Below are 18,092 nucleotides of genomic sequence, written 5' to 3'. Positions count from 1 at the left end.
GCCAGGTTGACCCATTCCACTTACCATTTGGTAATCTTGCACCTGTATAGCGGAGGGGATATAATGAAATAGATGTCATTTCTGGAGGAGATCGTCATGCTGGACAATCTGATCTATTGTCTCAATGGTACTATACCCATTTTTTTGCTCATGCTGCTGGGTGTCGCATTCCGTAAAATGGGCTTTTTCAGCCAGGCCTTTGCCGATAAGCTCAACAGCTATGTGTTTAAAGTGGGCTTGCCCGTCATGATGTTCAAGGATCTGACCGGCTCCGACTTTTTCCAGGTGTGGGACACCTCCTTTGTGGTATTCTGTTTTCTGGCCACTCTGGCCTCCATCCTGCTCACCGCCCTGCTCAGCCGTATGTTGAAAGAACCCCCGTTGCGAGGGGAATTTATTCAGGTGGGCTACCGCAGCAGCGTGGCTCTGCTGGGCGCCGCCTTCCTGGAGAACCTCTACGGCAGCGCCGGGGCCGCCAGCCTGATCATCATTGGCGCGGTCCCCCTCTATAACGCGGCGGCGGTGACGGTGCTCTCCATTACCAGTCCCAGCCAGAAGGGGCTGTCCAAAGGCGCTGTGAAGAAGGTGGCCAAAGGAATCATCACCAATCCCATCATTCTGGGTATTATCGTTGGCCTGGCCTGGACCCTGCTGCGCATTCCCCAGCCTACCATCCTCACCAAAACCGTGAACAGCATCTCCGCCACCGGTACCCCTCTGGGACTCATGGCCCTGGGCGCCTCCTTTGATTGGAAGAAAGCTATCGGCCGCATCAAGCCCGCCCTCTCCGCCACCGCCCTCAAGCTGGTGGTCTTTGTGGGCATCTTCCTGCCCATTGCCGTGGCTATGGGCTTCCGGGACGACAAGCTGGTGGCCGCTCTCACCATGCTGGGCAGCCCCACCACTGTCAGCTGCTTTGTCATGGCCCGCAATATGGGCCACGAGGGCACCCTGACCTCCAGCACCGTCATGCTGACCACCGCCTTCAGCGCCTTTACCCTGACGCTGTGGCTCTATGTGCTGAAAACCCTGGCCCTCATCTGACTTTGACAAAAATTAACGGATGGGCTCCCTGAAACAGGGGAAAAAGACGGCGTTTTTCCCCCTTGCATTTTGGCATGGAGACACTATACTAATGTCTGCTGAATAAACCGTGATACGGTTTATTCGTGCGGCAGTAGCCGCCCAATTTCATAAAACGGCTCGAAGTGGCCGTTTTTATGAAATTTAGCCATTGGTACAATGCGTATTTCCGCTGGTGCGTTAAGGCGCACCAGCAGAAGGTGCAAGGTTTTGGGTCGATCTCGTCCAAAAACCTTGCACTTGAACAAAGCCAACTGGCCTTGAAAGCTGGTGCTTTCAAGGCATTCGGCTTTGTTCAGTACGCATTATACTAATACGGTACTTTCTATTTCCCATTTCTGTACCGAAAGGAAGCCCCTCCATGGAACAAGCTACCGTTCTCCGCCGGCGCGAGCCGGGCATTCTGTCCCTCACCTGGCCCATCTTCATCGAACTGCTTCTTCAGATGCTGGTGGGCAACGCCGACCAGGTCATGGTGGGGCACTTTGACCCCAACGGCGTAGGCGCCATCGGCAACGCCAACCAGATCACCAATCTGGTACTTCTGGTCTTTTCCGTTATTTCCACCGCCTCCACCATCCTCATCTCCCGTTACCTGGGCGCTGAGGACAAACGGCGGGTTAATGAGACCTATACCCTCTCCCTGCTGGTCAACGCTATCTTCGGTCTGGTGGTGGGCGTCATTCTCATCGCCCTGTGCGGCCCCATCTTTACGCTGATGCAGGTGCCGACGGAGATCCTGGACCGCAGCTGCCTGTACCTGCGGATTATTGGCGGGGGCATGGTGTTCCAGGCGGTCTATCTCACCTTTACCGCTTTTTTCCGTTCCAACCAGATGATGAAGGAGAGCATGATCGTGGCTGTGATCATGAATCTGCTCAACATCGGCGGCAACGCGGTGCTCATCGGTGGTACCTTCGGCCTGCCTGCCCTGGGCGTGGCAGGCGCCGCTCTGTCCAGCGATATCTCCCGTGTGGTGGGCGTCATCCTTATCGCTTTCCTGTTCCGCCGGAAGTTTGGCCCTGTGCTCTCCCTCAAGCTGCTCCGCCCCTTCCCCACCGACCAGCTGCGCCGTCTGCTGCGCATCGGCATCCCCGCCGGCGGAGAGTCCATCTCCTATAATCTGTCCCAGGTGGCCATCCAGTCCATCTGCAACCTGTTCGCCATCTTCGTCATCAATACCCGGGTATACGCCAATATGTTCGCCATGCTCACCTATATGTTTGGCTCCGCCATCTCCCAGGCTGCCCAGGTCATGGTGGCCCACCTGATGGGTGCCGACCGTGTTCCCGACGTGGAGCGGCTGGTAAAACGCACCTTGCTGGCCTCCCTGGCTATCTCCGGTCTGATGGCGGTGATACTACTGGTGTTCTGTCAGCCCCTGCTGGGCCTGTTTACCAAGGATCCCCAGGTGCTGGAACTCTTCCGCATCATTATGATCATCGAGATCCCCCTGGAACTGGGCCGTGCGGTGAACATGGTCATGTGCCGGGCTCTTCAGGCCTGCGGAGATATTCGCTTCCCCATCACCATCTGCATTTTCAGCGCCTGGCTTACCGCTGTAGTAGGCGGTTTCCTGCTGGCCGTGCCCCTGGGCCTGGGGCTGGCGGGGTTGTGGATTGCCATGGCCTGCGACGAGTGCCTGCGGGCGGTGCTCTTCCTGCTGCGGTGGCGCAGCCGGGCCTGGTGCCGCAAAAATGTACTGTCCATGTAAGAAAGGATGTGTTGTCCATGAAGACCGGGATCGTACTGGAGGGTGGAGCCATTCGTACCATCTTTTCTTCCGGTGTGTGTGACGCCCTGCTCACCGGCGGTATTATGACGGACTATGTCATCGGCGTTTCCGCTGGGATCGCTTATGGTGTCAGTTATGTGTCCAGGCAGATCCGCCGCAACCTTGATATTATGGTAAACTACGTCAATGATAAGCGGTATATGAGCATGGGCAACCTGCTCCGCCGGGACAACAAGGCATATTTCGGTCTGAAGTTCGTCTATGACACCATTCCGAACGAGCTAATCCCCTTTGACTATGATACCTACCGTGCATTCCCCGGCGAAGTGGAAGCAGCGGTCACCAACCTTGACACCGGCAAGGCAGAATATTTGCCGGTGGACGACAACGACAAGAGCTTTACCATCCTCCAGGCCACTTGTGCTCTGCCCTTCCTCTTCCCTATTTTCCACATTGACGGCAAACCATTCATGGACGGCGGCGCGGCGGACGCCATTCCCTTTGACCGTGCCTTTGAGAAGGGCTGCGACCGGCTGATCGTGGTACTCACCCGGGAGCGGGACTTCCGGCGGCAGCCAGAGAAGCTCCAGCCTCTCATTGACCGGGTTTACCGGAAGTACCCCAACTTCTGCGACACCATGCGCCGCCGGGCAGATACCTACAACGAGGCCCGGGAAAAGCTCTTTCAGCTGGAAAAGGAGGGCCGTGTACTCCTCTTTGCCCCCCACAACACCCAGGGCTTCAGCCGCACCGAGCGGGATGTGGCCAAGATCCAGGCCCTGTGGCAGGACGGCTACGACGAGGGCATGGCCCGGCTGGACGAGGTACGCTCCTTCCTGGCGGGACAATAAAACAGGACCCGGGCGGCGGCTGCCGTCCGGGTCCTTTGCGTCTTATTCCACTCCGCTGATCTCTGTGACCATAGCCATGTTGGCGTCCTGTCCGGTACCGTCGGGCAGTGTCACATGGGAGACAGCCACAGGCTTTCCGTCCTCATCCAGGGTCACCTGGACGGAAACCTTGGCTCCCTCATCCTCCCGGGTCCAGAGGTAGCTGCCGTCCCGCTCCATGGCCTCGGTGATGTCCGTCTCCTCCCCGTCCACGGTAAGGATGATGCGGCCGTCTCTCTCCTCTACCGCCGTATCAGGCAGCCGCAAAGCGGTGATGGTCTCGCCGGTGTCATCCATCACGATCTCTTCCCGGTAATCTCCGATAGAGGCGGACGAGCGGATGGTGGCGGAGAGCCACTCCAGGGCCTCCGGGTTGGCGGCGCTTACGGTCACCATCAGAGCCACCGTTACCACGGCGGCGATCAGGCCCACCCGCAGCGGGCGGCGGACCGGCTTCTTCTGTTTCTGTTCTGCCATTTCAATGACCTCCTGTAGGGCTTCTTCGGAGACGTGAAGCTCCGAGCATCGTTCACGGTATGCGTTGTGGTCGAACATCGTCGTTCCCCTCCTCTTCTTCGGAAAGCGTCCGGCGCAGCCGGGCCCGGGCCCGCTGGAGCCAGGTCTGTACGGTGGAGGGATTGACCCCCATGGCCGCCGCCGTCTCCTTGACGGAGCAGCCCTCGTAGTAGTAGAGGTAGATGGTCAGGCGGTACTTTCCATCCAGCGCCATCACCGCCTGAAACACCTCTTCCCGGCGGTCCTCCGCCGGAAGGGGCGCCTCGTCCCGCTCCTCCAGCGGTACCGCCCGGCGGCGCCAGAAGGAACGCATCACCTTCCGGCTCTCATTGACCGCCACCCGTAGCAGCCAATGCTTCAGGTGGTCCTCGCTCTCAAAGCCATCCTGCTGGTAGAGCTTGAGGAGCACCGTCTGCACCACGTCCTCCGCGTCCGCCCGGCTCCGCAGGGCGTGGTAGGCCACCCGGTAGAGCATATCGCCATAGGTCCGGGCCGCCTGTTCAAATGTCTCGTCGGTCATGACTACTCCCTTTCTGTGGGTTGGTTTGAAAGGCCTTTCATCAGGAATACCCCCCGGAGGGGCAAAAAATCTCACAGAGAATAAAAAAATTTTGGGGCGTCATCCAGACGCCCCAAAATTCATGCCCGGTCCAGCCGCCGGTAGACCGTGAAATACATGGTGAGGATGCAGGCCAAGCCCCCCAGCACATTGGAAATCGGCTCGGCCAGAAATACGCCGTCCGCCCCGAAGCCCACCGCCGGCAGGATCAGGGTCAGAGGAGCCACAATGAATGCCTTGCGGAGCAAAGAAAAGAAGATGGCGTTTTTGGACCGGCCCAGCCCCACAAAGACCGACTGGCCAATGAACTGGAAGGACATAAAGAAGAAGGTGGCAAAGTAGATGCGGAAGGCGGGGATACCGGCGGCAATGAGATCCGGCTCATTGTTGAAGATACGGATCAGAGGTTCGGGCAGCAGCATCACCACCGCCCAGACCGCCACTGAATATACTACCGTCAACACCGTGGTAAAACGGATACCCTGGCGTACCCGTTGATACTGGCCTGCCCCATAATTGTAGCCCAGCACCGGCTGGCAGCCGTTGGTAATGCCCTGGACCGGCATGGTAATGATCTCCCGAATGGAGTTGATCACCGTCATGACGCCTACATACAGATCGCCGCTGTAGGCCTCCAGGCTGGCGTTGCACAACACCTGGGCCAGACTGTTGGTCATGGACATGACAAACCCGGAGGTACCCAGGCTTAAAATACGTCTGACCCGCTCCGCTTTGAGTCGAAGGGCGGACAGCCGCAGCTTGAGGATGGCCTTTTTCCCGGTGAGAAATTTCAGCACCCACAGCGCCGAGCAGGCCTGGGAGATCACCGTGGCCAACGCGGCCCCCTTTACCCCCATGTCCAGCAGGAAAATGAAGATAGGGTCCAATACGATGTTGACCACCGCACCCACAGCTACCGTAATCATACCCATACGGCTGAAGCCCTGGGCGTTAATGAAGGGGTTCATACCCAGGCTGATCATAACGAAGAGGGTGCCCAAAATGTAAATCGTCAGGTAGTCGTTGGCATAGGGGAAGGTGACATCGCTGGCTCCGAACAGATAGAGAATCGGCCGGCGGAAGATGAGACACAAAACAGTAAGGGCCGTGCCGAACAGAAGCAGCAGAGAGAAGGAATTGCCCATAATCTGCTCCGCTTCCTCATTCTCTCCCCTACCCCGGCAGATGGAACACAGCGGGGAGCCACCCATGCCGCACAAGTTGGCAAAACCCATCAAGATGGAGATGATGGGCAGACACAGCCCCAGTCCCGTCAGGGCCAGGTGCCCCGGCAGACGGCCCAGGTACATCCGGTCCACCACGTTGTACAGGATATTAATGAGCTGAGCCACCGTCATGGGCACCGCCATATAGACGATATTGCGGGCCATACTGCCCTTGGAAAAATCATTCTGGGTCCGGGCTTGCGTGGCCGGTCACCTCTTCTCTTGCAATTTGGATGAATTTGGGGTATACCTATAGGGAACCCCGGCTCCGCCGTTTGGATACGACGGATGCATAATAGTTAATTATACTACCGTTTTAAAGTACAGGCAACGGAAAGGAAATGATTTCTTTGACACTGTTGGAGCAGGCCAAGGCCATGGAGCCTCAGCTGCGGGCCATGAAGGACGATCTCCACCGCCACCCCGAACTGAGCTTTCAGGAGGTGCGCACCACTGGAATTTTAAAAGAAAAACTGACCGCCTTAGGGCTGGAACTCATCGACCTGGGCATGGACACCGGCGTGGTAGCCCTGCTGCGGGGAGCCCACCCCGGTAAGACTGTGGCCCTCCGGGCCGACATTGATGCTATCGCCCAGCAGGAAGCCGCCCACGACGGGGCCATGTCCCAGTGTGACGGACTGATGCATGGCTGCGGCCACGATTTCCACACCGTGGGACTGTATGGCGCAGCCTGCCTGCTGGCCCAGCGCCGGGATCAGCTGGCGGGCAACGTGGTCTTTCTCTTCCAGCCCGCCGAGGAGGTCACCCAGGGGGCCCAGGCCATGATCGACCACGGGCTGTGGGACAAGCTGCCCGCCAAGCCTGACTGTCTCTTCGGCCTGCACAACCGGCCTGAGCTGCCCGCCGGGCAGATCGCCGTGATGGAAGGGCCGGTGATGTCGGGCAAGAGCCACTTTGTTATCACCCTCCATGGTATCTCCGGCCACGGCGGCTCCCCCCACAAATGTACCGACGTGATCGTAGCCGGTGCGGCGGTGGTCAACGCCCTTCAAACGGTGGTGAGCCGCAACACCGATCCCCTGGAAAGCCTGGTGTGCTCCGTGCTGTCCATTCACGCTGGTACCCCGGACAATTTCGTCCCCGACGTACTTACCATGACAGGAAGCATCCGGGCCCACGGAACTGCCGCCCACCGCCATGCCGAGGAGCGGCTGCGTGAGCTGACTCTGGGAGTATCGGCCGCCTACGGGTGCACCGCCGAGGTGGAGTTCCACCCCGGTGTGCCCGCCACTGTCAACTCCCCCGCCATGACCGCTCTGGCCCGAAAGGCGGCTCTGGCTCTGGTGGATGAGGCTCATGTGGTCTCCCCCGCCCCCGACATGGGTTCGGAGGACTTCGCCGTCTTTGGGCAGGAAGTGCCCGCCTTCTTCTACTGGCTGGGCTCCGGCTTCCCCGGCCAGTTTAATCCCTGCTGGCACAACGAGCACTTCCGCACCGATGACGACGCCCTGCCTCTGGCCGCCGCCCTGTTGGCCCAGTCTGCCCTGGTAGGATTGGAATAAAAAGAACAGCACGCCCTCCCATGTGGAGGGCGTGCTGCTTTTTCTCTATATGTACTTCAACGGGCCATATACACCGCGCCAATAGCCTTGAATTGCCGTGCCACCGCACCGCACAGCTCGTTATAATACTTGAGATAGTCCTTTTTTGCCTGGCGCTCCCGGCTCTTCTGCTGTTGAAAATTCGCCCACTGGGCACAGCTTTTGTGACAGCCTTCGCAGTAACTGGAACAGGTCTGTTGACACGGAATCATAGCGGAAACCCCTTTCTGCTCTGTCCGGGTGCTTGCCCCGGCGGTTCCGGCTTGTCTGAAAACATCCGGTGTCTCTATTGTACTTGGCCTGCCCCGCGCTTTCCATCACCTTTTGGTAAAAGACTGTAAAGTTTCTTCTGACTTCCAAAAAGGCTCCCGGCAGCGCCGGGAGCCTTTCCTGTTTTACAGCCAGGTCTCCCCCTGGCTGTGCTTTTCATAGTCGTGGGTCACCGAGGCCTCCAGAATCTCATGGTAGGCCCAGTGGTCCACGCGCACATCGGTGAAGGGGGCCGCTATGTCCCGCTCACCCGCCTGCCGGTCCATGGCACGGTTGAGGATCTTTACTGCCTCCGCTCTTGTCACATTGCGGCCCGGCTGGAAGGTACCATTGGTACCGCCGGAGATCCACCCCTGGGCAGCGGCAAAGGCGATCTCCCTGGCTGCCCAATAGCTGGCGGGCACATCGGGAAAGGCGTGGCTGCCGCCAGTGACAGTAAAGAAGCCGCACACCATCTTCACCAGCTCCGCCCGGCGGACAGGCTGGGTGGGACGGAAGGTTCCGTCCTCATAGCCCTGGACAATGCCGTATTTCCGGGCAAAATGGACATAGGAGCTGTACCAGTCCCCCAGACTCACGTCGGAAAAGCCGCCGGTGCCCTCCTCATAACTGTAAAGTGGTTTCCCATTACGATCCACCGCCAGCCGGGTCAGCATCGTCACCGCCTCTCCCCGGGTCAGAGAGCTGTCCGGGTGGAACTGTCCATTGCTGCCCTGTACATAGGCCATATGGTCCGCCGTATTTAGAGCTGCTTCCGGCTGAGGCGCATAAAATTCCTTATAAAGCTTCTGCAATTCCCCATTCTGCGCCAAAAACTGATATCGGAAGTGAACTTCACCATCCACCTGGGCAATGGTCTCGTTGAGCTCCAGCTGCTGCCGGATGGCCTCCACACCGTACCAGGGACTGCTGGGATCAGTGTTGCCCGCCTGGTAGTCGGCCATACCAATGTAAAGGGAAACATCTGTACCCCTTACTGTGTCTGCCCACCACTTGACGACGGTCTCATAGTCCATACTTTTATGACCGATATACCAGTAGACCTGGGGGCAGATGTAGTCAATCCACTCCTCCTGCACCCACTTCCGGCTGTCGGCGTAGGAGGCATAGTAGCTCTCAAAGCCGCCGGTGGTATTGGAGCCCTGGGACTGGCTGCTCTTGTCGGCCCACACGCCGGAGGGGCTGATGCCGTAAGACAAATCGGGATCAATGGCGTGGAGCCGCTCCCCCATCTCCTTCACCAGCTGGTTCACATTGTCCCGACGCCAATCCCCAATGTCGGAGAAGCCGCTGCCGTACTGGGCATAGGTGTCGGCGTCGTCAAAGTTTGCGCCGGGATAGAAGTAGTCGTCCATGTGGATGCCGTCGATGTCGTAATTACGGGCCAACTCCTCGGCGCTCTGAATGATGTACTCCCGCACCTCCGGCAGACCGGGATCAAAATAGTATTTGCCGTCGTACTCCACCACCCAGTCCGGGTGGACTTTGGCCGGATGGTCGGCAGTCAGGCTGTCGTACTCGGACTGGCCTCCCTTAGTCACTCGGAAGGGGTTGATCCAGGCATGAAGCTCCAGCCCCATCTCATGGGCTTTCTCCACCCAGTAGGCCAGGGGATCAAAGCCATCTGCCGGGGCCTGACCCTGTCGGCCCGTCAGATCGGCGCTCCAGGGATAGTAACTGGAGGGATAGAGGGCGTCGGCGGAGGGCCGCACCTGTAAGATCACGGCGGTCATGCCCATATCGGCGCAGGTCTGCAAGATCTTGTCCGCGTCCGCCTTCAGCACCGCCGGGTCGGTGGTGGCCTTGCTGGGATAGTCCAGCCGGTACACCGTGCTCACCCACACCGCCCGGAATTGGTCGGGATTCTTCACTTCATTCTTCCCGGCGCTGGTCTGGGTACGGATGGCCATACCTGCCAATGCCAGGGCGCACACCAGCACAATGGCCACCACAAATTTCCATACTCTTGTCATGGGATTCTCCTTGCTTTGGTTCTGAGGACGGCGGGCTACTTCTCCTGGGCGGCAATCCGCTCCGCCAAGTCATTGAGATAGACCCAGCGCTCCATCTTCTCCTCCAGGGCGGCCTCCAGCTGGCTCTGCTTCTCCTGGAGCTCCTGGAGGGCCACATAGTCGGTGGCCTTGGCAGCCTGCTCCGCCTGGACCTGGGCAATCTGCTCCTCCAGGGCAGCGATGTCGTCGTCGATGGTCTCAAACTCCCGCTGCTCCTTGTAGCTGAATTTCAGCTTCTTGGGGGCGGCGGGGCGCTCTTTCCCCTTGTCAGAGGTGGAGATTTTGGGGGCTTTGGCCTTCTCCTCTGCCCGCTTGGCGTCCAGATACTCGGTATATCCGCCGGGATAGGCCCGCACAGAGCCATCCCCCTCTACGGCAAACACCCGCCGCACCACCCGGTCCAGGAAATAGCGGTCGTGGGATACGGCAATCACCGCGCCGGGGAAGGTGTCCAGATAGTCCTCCAGAATGGACAGGGTCTGAATATCCAGGTCGTTGGTGGGCTCATCCAACAGCAGTACGTTGGGAGCGGCTGCCAGCACCGAAAGCAGGTAGAGTCTCCGCTTCTCCCCGCCGGACAGCTTACAGATGGGGGACCACTGCACCTCCACCGGGAAAAGGAACTGCTCCAGCAGCTGAGAGGCGGTGAGCATTCCCTCTGCCGTCTCGATGTTGTTGCCAATCTCCTTCACGTAGTCGATGACCCGGGTATCCCCGTCCATGTCGGGCACCTCCTGGCGGAAGTAGCCGAAGCGGACCGTCTCGCCCACCTCCACGGTGCCGGAATCGGGAGCCAGAGTCCCCGCCATCAGGTTGAGCAGGGTGGATTTGCCGCTGCCGTTGGAGCCCACGATGCCGATACGGTCGTCCCGCAGCAGCATACAGTCAAAGTCCCGGACCACGGTCCGGTCCCCAAAGGCCTTGGTGACCCCCGCAAGCTCCACCGTCTTTTTCCCCAGACGGCTGGCACGGGCGGACAGTTCCAAGGTACTTTTTTCCGTGGGGCCGGTCTGGGCCTTCAGGGCCTCGTACCGCTCCAGCCGTTCCCGGCTCTTGGTGCCCCGGGCGGTGGGGCCCTGCATCACCCACTGGTACTCCCGGCGGAGAATGGCCTGGCGCTTGCGCTCGCTGGCCTTTTCACGTTCCAGCCGGGCCGCCTTCCGCTCCAGATATTTGTCATAGTTACCCTCATAGGTGTAGAGCTTGCCGCCCTCCACCTCCACCATTTTCGTGACGATGCGCTCCAGAAAATACCGGTCGTGGGTGACCATCACCAGAGCGCCCTTCCAGCCTCTCAAATAGTCCTCCAGCCAGCCAACCATCCGGTCGTCCAGATGGTTGGTGGGTTCGTCCAGCAACAGCACATCGCAGGGCCGGGCCAGCACCGCCGCCAGGGCCACCCGGCGGCGCTCTCCGCCGGACAGTTCCTCCATCTTCTGGTCGAACCAGGGTACCCCCAGCTGGTTTAGAATGGTCTTGGCCTCATATTCCGCCAGGGCGCGGTCGTCCCCGTCCAGCCCCAGCAGCACCTGCTCCAGCACGGTATGTTCCCCGGGAAATACCGGGTTCTGGGGCAGATAGGCCAGGCGCACATTGGGGTCGGGACGGACGGCACCCCCGTCTGGCTCCTCCGCCCCGGCCAGCAGCCGCAGCAGGGTGGATTTTCCGCATCCGTTGACGCCGATGATACCCACCTTATCCCCCGGCTCCACATAAAACGAGACAGAGTCCAGCAGACTCCGTGTCCCGTAGGTCTTAGTCAGTTGTTCCGCCGATAACAGCATATTGTTCCCTCGCTTTGTCGATATCCTGTATAGTATAGCGGAAATGGCTGAAAAAGAAAAGGCCTCATGGTACTTGACAGGCAACCGTATTACTCATATAATACAGTTAGAAAGTGTACTAGTTCAGTAATACAGTTAGGAGGTGGTATGGCCATGTGTGACTTTGGCGGCTTCGTCCCGGCGGACGGTCTGCCCATCTACCTTCAGATTGTGCGCTATGTGGAACGGGGCGTGGCGGCTGGGACCATTGCCGACGGCGAAGAGCTTCCCTCCCGCCGGGTGCTGTCGGCCCAACTGGGGGTCAACCCCAACACGGTGCAGAAGGCCTACCGCCTGCTGGAGGAGGAGGGGCTTATCACCTCCCGCTCGGGGGCCAAAAGTGAAGTGTGCGCCCCGCCGGAGCAGGTTGCGGCCCTTCGCACCCGGCTGCTGGAGCAGGAGATCGCCGGTTTTGTCCGCTCTCTGCGGCAGTCCGGGCTGGAGAAAGAGGCCGCTCTGGAGCTGATCGACCGGCTGTGGGACCGAAAGGAGGAGGAAGCATGAGACAATATGTGAGCCTGATGATGGTAGCCGCCCGCTCCCGGCTGTGGCAGGTAGTCCTGATCACCGCCGGCACCAGTGCCGCCCAGGTGGCACTGGCCATTTCCATGCTGAACAAAATGAGTCTATATGGTTTTATGCAGAATTCCCTGTTCCATCTGCTGTTCACCGCAGGTCTGGTGCTGGTCTGTCTGTCGCTGGCCTCCTTCGGCATGGAGCGGGGCGGCAGCAAGCTGGGCTATACCTTCCGCCGCCTGCCCTGCGGGGAGGAGAAAGCCACCCTGGTGTTTGCGCTCCACCACTTTCTCTGCCTGCTGATCTACTGGGGCGGGCAGATCGCAGCGGCATGGTATATTGCCCTGCGCTTCTGCGCCCTCTCAGACGACGCCTTTCCCATGCTGGTGTTTTATTACAGCGGATGGTTTCACGGGATCCTGCCCGGCCTGGACTGGCCCATCTACATCCGCAATGTGGTGATGCTGGCGGCCCTGGCCATGGCGGCAGCCACCTGCTCCTACCACTGGCGGCGGGGCGATAAACCCTTTACCGTCGTGCCCCTGGCCGCTTTTGCCGGTCTCAGCTTCCCTGCCGACATCGGCGCCTTCGGTTTACCGGGACCGGGCAGCGATTTTGTTGCCAGTCTGCCCAATGTGTACGCTAAGGTGCCAGATAATATCATGGTGGCGCTCTTCCAGCTGGCCGTCTTTGTGACGGCCCTGATCATCGTCACCTACAACCTGATAGGGAGGGCTCGCTATGTGGACACCTGAACGCGTTTATCCCCTGGGTTTTCCCGGCAGGCAGGCCCTCCAGCTCACACTGGGCGGGCTGGGAGTCGCCTTCGCCATTGGCTATTTCCGGTTTCTTGCCTCCTTTTCTTCCGCCAAAAATGAGCTCTACACGTCCGTCCGGATCGACGGCAAGTGGGTCCCAAAACTCATTGAGGGTTCGGTCAATGCCCCATTCTCCCGCCTGCTGGGCGGGGTATCGCTGGGGCTGACTCTGGTGGCCCTCTGCCTCATCGTCTCCCTCTTTCTTCATTATGCCTGGCATAAGCTGGGCAGCCGCAGCATCTACCGCATGAAGCTGCTCCCCAACCGCTGGGAGCTGTGGCGGCGGGTGGTCGTTATCCCTCTGGTAGGCCTGGCCGCCTGCGCGCTGTTGTGGGGCCTGCTGCTTCTGCTGTGCGCCCTCACCTACCGCTACGGGACGCCGGACGGTCACTTCCCCCCCAACTGTTGGGGTTCCTTCCCCTTCTACTGGATTGGAGGCTGCTATGCTTGAACTGCATCAGGTTCGTAAAAAATACTTCGGCTCCACCATAGCGGTGGATGATCTGTCCCTCACCATAGGCCCTGGGGAAATCGTAGGACTATTTGGGGAGAACGGCGCCGGCAAAACCACGCTGCTCAAGTGTATCCTAGGTCTGCTGTCCTATCAGGGCCAAATCACCCTGGACGGCGCTCCGGTAAACCGGGCCAACATCGCCCGCCTGTCCTTCGCCACCTGCGAGCACTCCTTCTTCCCCAACCTGACCGCAGAGGAGCACAGAATTTTTCTCACCAGCCAGTTTCCTACCTTCCGTCAAAAACGCTTCCACGCTCTGCTGGACTTCTTCGAGCTGCCTGCCCACAAAGCCATCCGCCGGTTTTCCACCGGCCAGAAGAACCAGTTCGAGGTGATCCTGGCCCTGTGTCAGGGCGCCGACTACATCCTGATGGATGAGCCCTTCGCCGGCAACGACATCTTCAACCGGGAGGACTTTTACAAGGTGCTGCTGGGTATTCTGGAACCCAACGAAACCATCCTGCTGTCCACCCACCTGCTGGAGGAGGTACAGCACTTCATCAGCCGGGCCGTGCTGCTGCAAAAAGGCAAGCTGGTGGGAGACGCCTCCACCCTGGATCTGGAGGAACAGGGCAAGAGCCTCATGGACTATGTGAAAGAGACCTACCGCTACAAGGCTGACCGGGTCAGTCAGGCCCTGGATCAGCTCACCGGCAAGGAGGAGGGAGAGGGATGAAAAGCGCTCTTGCTCTGCTTCTGGCTCTGGTGGTCGCCTTCAGCGGACTGCTGGGCTGGACCAATGCCCAGCTGCAGCAACAGGGCACAGACGTGACCGTCTCCTCCACCACCCTGGCAGGGGACCCGGCAGCTGTCGCCGACGTCCAGGTCACCAGCTACACTGAGTATCAAAATCACCTCTTCTGGCGCCAGTCCTTTCCGGCGGACAGCCCAGAGCAGGGTGAGACCCTCTGCACCTTTTCTCAGGCTGCCCATTTCGCAGAGGACAACTTTTCCTGGGGAACCTATTTTAATATCGAGCTCTTCAGACATAGCATAAGCAGTCATTCCTCTATAGAGAAGCAGCTCTCCCCTTCTCTGCTCGCTCTTTTAAAGCAGATCCAGAGTAACCGGCCCAACGTCGCCGTTTCGCAACAGCGGGTGGACCTGTCCGACTATACCGATCACTATCCCCTGGAGGTTTCCGGCTCTTTCACCCAATTTATACACGACCCACTGACATCCAAGCAGCTGATCCAGTTGGTGGAAGACTACTTTTTCTTTCCTCTGTCCAAGAGCACATATGCCATCATCTCTCTGGAGACCGATGAGAAGAGCGGCCAGCTCTGTGGTTATGATTTTGACCTGGAATATGACTTGAGTCTATCTACCCAGACTGTGATGCGGGACTATATTACCTATTTCGCTCTCATTCCCGGAGGTGACCAAGTCGACCTGCTGGACACCAGCCACATCCCCGGCGGCTGGGGGGTATACGCCCTCACCGGCACCAGCGGAGAGGACGCCGCCATCTCTACCCTCTACTCCATACCCGATGGCGGGCAGGTGGTCCGCCTCTTTGGCGGCCCGGAGGGAGACGACTGCCTCTACCTGCTGACTTTGGAAGAGAACACGCTGTTTTTCACCCAGCTGGACCCCAAAAACGGCCAGGTGGTGGTCCATCTGCCTCTCTTCCCCTGGACAGAGGATCAGGAGATCCTCAGTACCCTATGGCATGGAGACTATCTGGTGGTTTTCACCGGCAAAGGCCCCTTCGCGGTACTGGTTCCCGACGGCCAGGGGGGCTGGAAGGTGGATCTGACCGGGGACCTCCATAACCAATACACCCCCACCTACTATCCGTCAGCCGATGAGCTGACCGGGTATGCCCGGTACAGCACCACCTCCTCCCTCTATGACCATGACAGCCACCGGCTGATCTTTGCCGACTCCTATTACGCAGGGGACGAAAAGAACACCTCGTTCTTTCTGTCTGTATACGATCGGGACGGGCTGGCCTATCTGGGGACCTATCAGTTCAGTCTGCCCGCAGATGTGTATAAACTTTATGGTGTCTATACCAACAACTCCCCCTCCCATGTGCTCTCCTGGTCGGAAACTGCCTCTTGACAAAACCGGACGGTTCGGCTAGAATGGGTAACAATCAAATCCCAGAAGAGGCAATGATGGGAAGAAGGCACGTCCCATCCTTCTCAGAGAACCGGTGGTTGGTGCGAACCGGCGGAGGAAAGCGTGCGGATACTGATCCCGGAGCCGCCTGCCTGAAGCTGCTGTTGTAGGGCAGGCCGTCACGGCCACGTTATCGGCCGGGGCCTTGTTGGAGGCCATGAGCGTCCGCCGGTGACGGCGGGCGGAAGCAGGGTGGTACCGCGTATCTTACGCCCCTGACCATAATCTGGTCAGGGGTTTTTCTTATTCCCTGGCCCAAGGAGGAACTGCTATTATGAAACCCGCACAGAAAAAGTACATTCCCTTCGTCCCGCTGAAAATGGAAAAGCGCGCCTGGCCCGACAAGGAGCTGAAAGCGCCCCCCGTCTGGTGCTCCGTGGACCTGCGGGACGGCAACCAGGCCCTTATCGATCCCATGAACGTGGAAGAGAAGCTGGAGCTGTTCCACACGCTGGTGGACATCGGCGTGAAGGAAATCGAGGTGGGCTTCCCCTCCGCCTCCGAGACCGAGTATGAGTTCATCCGCACCCTCATTGAGGGCGGCCACATCCCCGACGACGTGACCATCCAGGTGCTGGTCCAGGCCAGAGAGCATCTGATCCGCAAGACCTTTGAGGCCATAGACGGAGCCAAGCACGTTATCTTCCATTTCTATAACTCCACCTCCACCCTCCAGCGGAAGGTGGTGTTCCACACCGACGTGGCCGGCGTCACCAAGATCGCCGTGGACGCCGCCCAGCTCATCCGGGAGCTGAGCCAGCCCGCCATCAACGCCGGTATGGATCTCCGGTACGAGTATTCCCCCGAGTCCTTCATGGGCACCGAGATGGACGCCGCCGTGGAGATCTGCCAGGCGGTCATCGAGGCCATTGGGGCCACCCCCGACCACAAGATCATCCTCAACCTGCCCACTACGGTGGAAAACTGTATGCCCAACTACTTTGCCGATGAGATTGAGTATTTCATCGACAAGCTGCCCAGCCGGGAGTGCGCCATCATCTCCCTCCATCCCCACAACGACCGCGGCGAGGGCGTAGCCACCGCCGAGATGGGCCTGCTGGCAGGCGCCGAGCGTGTGGAGGCCACCCTCTTCGGCAACGGTGAGCGCACCGGCAACGTGGATATGGTCACCCTGGCTCTCAACCTGTACACTCAGGGCGTGGACCCCAAGCTGGACTTCTCCAACATCAATAAGATCCGTGACGTGTACGAGAAGGTCACCAAGATGAAGATCGGCGAGCGGCAGCCCTATGTGGGTGAGCTGGTGTTCACCGCCTTCTCCGGCTCCCACCAGGACGCCATCAACAAGGGCACCCGCTACATGGAGGAGAGCGGCACCGAGTACTGGGAGGTGCCCTATCTGCCCATCGACCCCGCCGATGTGGGACGGCAGTATGAGCCCATCATCCGCATCAACTCTCAGTCGGGCAAGGGCGGCTCCGCCTTCGTCATGCAACACTCCTTCGGTTTCGATCTGCCCAAGGCCATGCACCCCGAGTTCGGCCACATCGTTCAGGTGGAGACCGACCGGGTGGGCAAGGAGCTCAAACCGGAGGCCATTTACGACCTGTTCAAGACCCACTACATCGACGCCGTCAAGCCCTACGAGATGGTGCGCCACTCCTTTGCTGAGTTTACCGATGAGGAGGGCCACTCCCACGTCACCTTTGCCGGTACCCTTCGCCACACCGACACGGTATTCCAGGTTCAGGGCTCGGGCAACGGCCCCATTGACGCCTTCTTCAACGCCATCCACGGTCAGAAGATGGACCGCTTCACCTTCATCGACTACAAGGAGCACGCCATCAAACAGGGCTCCGACTCCCAGGCTGTGGCCTACATCCACCTCCAGGATGAGGAGGGCCGGGACTGGTTCGGTGTGGGCATGAGCCACAACATCAACCTGGCTCCCCTGAAGGGCATCCTGTCCGCCATCAACCGGGCCGTCAACCACGACGGGCTGTAATCTCACAACGCAAAAGGGGTCCCGCCGGTAAACCGGCGGGACCCCTTTTGTCCATTTTTTACGCGTCGTGATGATGACCACCGCAGTTGTGGTCGTGATGATGCTCGTGTTCGTGATCATGGTGGTGGCAGACGGCATCGGTGGACTTCAGCTCCCCTTTCAGGTACTGCTCCACGGCGGTGCGGGCGTCCCCCTGAACCCCCATCATGGTCTTGATGTTCCGCTGCTGGAACAGAGACACGGCGTGGGCACCCATGCCTCCGGCAATGACTACCTCAACCCCCATATCCCCCAGGAAATTGGGCAGGAATCCAGGCTTGTGCTCCGGATTGGGTACCAGCTCCTCCCCCAGAATCTTGCCGTCCTCCACAGTGTAGATACGGAAATGTTCACAATGGCCGAAGTGGCCTCCTACCTCTGTTCCCACGCTGGCAACTGCGATCTTCATGGTTCGTCGCTCCTTTTCCCGGCATAT

17 protein-coding genes and 1 other annotated feature are annotated in these 18,092 nt (G+C 59.3%); of the genes, 10 read left to right on the top strand and 7 right to left on the bottom strand.

Features of this window, described 5'->3' with window-relative positions; translation table 11 throughout:
• Positions 1–72: 72 nt before the first annotated feature.
• The 3 genes from B5E56_RS09355 (at position 73) to B5E56_RS09345 (ending at position 3,669) form a co-directional block, all read left to right on the top strand.
• Positions 73–1,044 (top strand): AEC family transporter, encoded by a 972-nt coding sequence (locus B5E56_RS09355; protein ID WP_343214245.1) that lies wholly within the window; start codon positions 73–75, stop codon positions 1,042–1,044.
• 400 nt (positions 1,045–1,444) lie between these two features.
• Positions 1,445–2,797, top strand: coding sequence for an MATE family efflux transporter (locus B5E56_RS09350; protein WP_087389470.1), 1,353 nt, complete (start codon positions 1,445–1,447; stop codon positions 2,795–2,797).
• A gap of 17 nt (positions 2,798–2,814) precedes the next feature.
• Complete coding sequence (locus B5E56_RS09345; protein ID WP_087389469.1) at positions 2,815–3,669, top strand: patatin-like phospholipase family protein; 855 nt, start codon at positions 2,815–2,817, stop codon at positions 3,667–3,669.
• A 42-nt stretch (positions 3,670–3,711) separates the two neighbouring features.
• Here the strand turns inward: B5E56_RS09345 and B5E56_RS09340 are convergent, their stop codons facing one another.
• The 3 genes from B5E56_RS09340 to B5E56_RS09330 form a co-directional block, all read right to left on the bottom strand.
• A complete protein-coding gene (locus B5E56_RS09340; protein WP_087265740.1) occupies positions 3,712–4,185 on the bottom strand; it encodes a hypothetical protein in 474 nt (157 codons plus the stop codon).
• Positions 4,186–4,237: 52 nt separating this feature from the next.
• On the bottom strand, positions 4,238–4,744 hold the full coding sequence (locus B5E56_RS09335; protein WP_087188195.1) for an RNA polymerase sigma factor: 507 nt from the start codon (positions 4,742–4,744) through the stop codon (positions 4,238–4,240).
• Positions 4,745–4,863: 119 nt separating this feature from the next.
• Positions 4,864–6,174, bottom strand: a complete 1,311-nt coding sequence (locus B5E56_RS09330) for an MATE family efflux transporter (RefSeq protein WP_087389468.1) — start codon at positions 6,172–6,174, stop codon at positions 4,864–4,866.
• 176 nt (positions 6,175–6,350) lie between these two features.
• On the opposite strand from B5E56_RS09330, the gene B5E56_RS09325 reads away from it, so the two are divergent.
• Positions 6,351–7,532 carry a M20 metallopeptidase family protein gene (locus B5E56_RS09325; protein ID WP_087389467.1) on the top strand — a complete coding sequence of 394 codons (1,182 nt, stop codon included), beginning with the start codon at positions 6,351–6,353 and terminating at the stop codon, positions 7,530–7,532.
• A 56-nt stretch (positions 7,533–7,588) separates the two neighbouring features.
• Here B5E56_RS09325 and B5E56_RS09320 read toward each other — a convergent pair whose 3' ends face one another.
• The 3 genes from B5E56_RS09320 to B5E56_RS09310 all read right to left on the bottom strand — a co-directional run bounded on the left by B5E56_RS09320 (position 7,589) and on the right by B5E56_RS09310 (position 11,637).
• Positions 7,589–7,783, bottom strand: coding sequence for a hypothetical protein (locus B5E56_RS09320; RefSeq protein WP_087188192.1), 195 nt, complete (start codon positions 7,781–7,783; stop codon positions 7,589–7,591).
• A gap of 183 nt (positions 7,784–7,966) precedes the next feature.
• Positions 7,967–9,814 carry a family 10 glycosylhydrolase gene (locus B5E56_RS09315; RefSeq protein WP_087389466.1) on the bottom strand — a complete coding sequence of 616 codons (1,848 nt, stop codon included), beginning with the start codon at positions 9,812–9,814 and terminating at the stop codon, positions 7,967–7,969.
• Positions 9,815–9,849: 35 nt separating this feature from the next.
• On the bottom strand, positions 9,850–11,637 hold the full coding sequence (locus B5E56_RS09310) for an ABC-F family ATP-binding cassette domain-containing protein (protein ID WP_087389465.1): 1,788 nt from the start codon (positions 11,635–11,637) through the stop codon (positions 9,850–9,852).
• A gap of 147 nt (positions 11,638–11,784) precedes the next feature.
• Between B5E56_RS09310 and B5E56_RS09305 the strand changes: the two genes are divergently transcribed.
• The 6 genes from B5E56_RS09305 (at position 11,785) to leuA (ending at position 17,617) form a co-directional block, all read left to right on the top strand.
• The gene (locus B5E56_RS09305; RefSeq protein WP_242958890.1) at positions 11,785–12,180 is read left to right on the top strand and encodes a GntR family transcriptional regulator; all 396 of its coding nucleotides are present in this window, start codon (positions 11,785–11,787) and stop codon (positions 12,178–12,180) included.
• Positions 12,177–12,947 (top strand): hypothetical protein, encoded by a 771-nt coding sequence (locus B5E56_RS09300; protein WP_087389464.1) that lies wholly within the window; start codon positions 12,177–12,179, stop codon positions 12,945–12,947. The genes B5E56_RS09305 and B5E56_RS09300 overlap by 4 nt, the downstream gene beginning before the upstream one ends.
• Positions 12,934–13,461, top strand: a complete 528-nt coding sequence (locus B5E56_RS09295) for a hypothetical protein (RefSeq protein ID WP_087389463.1) — start codon at positions 12,934–12,936, stop codon at positions 13,459–13,461. Before B5E56_RS09300 ends, B5E56_RS09295 begins: the two co-directional genes overlap by 14 nt.
• A complete protein-coding gene (locus B5E56_RS09290) occupies positions 13,454–14,200 on the top strand; it encodes an ABC transporter ATP-binding protein (RefSeq protein ID WP_087188187.1) in 747 nt (248 codons plus the stop codon). The genes B5E56_RS09295 and B5E56_RS09290 overlap by 8 nt, the downstream gene beginning before the upstream one ends.
• On the top strand, positions 14,197–15,591 hold the full coding sequence (locus B5E56_RS09285) for a hypothetical protein (protein WP_087389462.1): 1,395 nt from the start codon (positions 14,197–14,199) through the stop codon (positions 15,589–15,591). Before B5E56_RS09290 ends, B5E56_RS09285 begins: the two co-directional genes overlap by 4 nt.
• Positions 15,592–15,635: 44 nt before the next feature.
• Positions 15,636–15,871 (top strand) — a binding site (T-box leader).
• Positions 15,872–15,925: 54 nt separating this feature from the next.
• Positions 15,926–17,617 carry a 2-isopropylmalate synthase gene (gene leuA / locus B5E56_RS09280; protein WP_087389461.1) on the top strand — a complete coding sequence of 564 codons (1,692 nt, stop codon included), beginning with the start codon at positions 15,926–15,928 and terminating at the stop codon, positions 17,615–17,617.
• 58 nt (positions 17,618–17,675) lie between these two features.
• Here leuA and B5E56_RS09275 read toward each other — a convergent pair whose 3' ends face one another.
• On the bottom strand, positions 17,676–18,065 hold the full coding sequence (locus tag B5E56_RS09275) for a NifB/NifX family molybdenum-iron cluster-binding protein (RefSeq protein WP_087188184.1): 390 nt from the start codon (positions 18,063–18,065) through the stop codon (positions 17,676–17,678).
• Between the last annotated feature and the right edge of the window lie 27 nt (positions 18,066–18,092).

The organism is Flavonifractor sp. An112 (genome assembly GCF_002161085.1).
GTDB classification, from domain to species: domain Bacteria; phylum Bacillota; class Clostridia; order Oscillospirales; family Oscillospiraceae; genus Flavonifractor; species Flavonifractor avicola.
The sequence above is the reverse complement of the archived record's forward strand: the minus strand, read 5'-3'. Positions and strand labels throughout refer to the sequence as shown.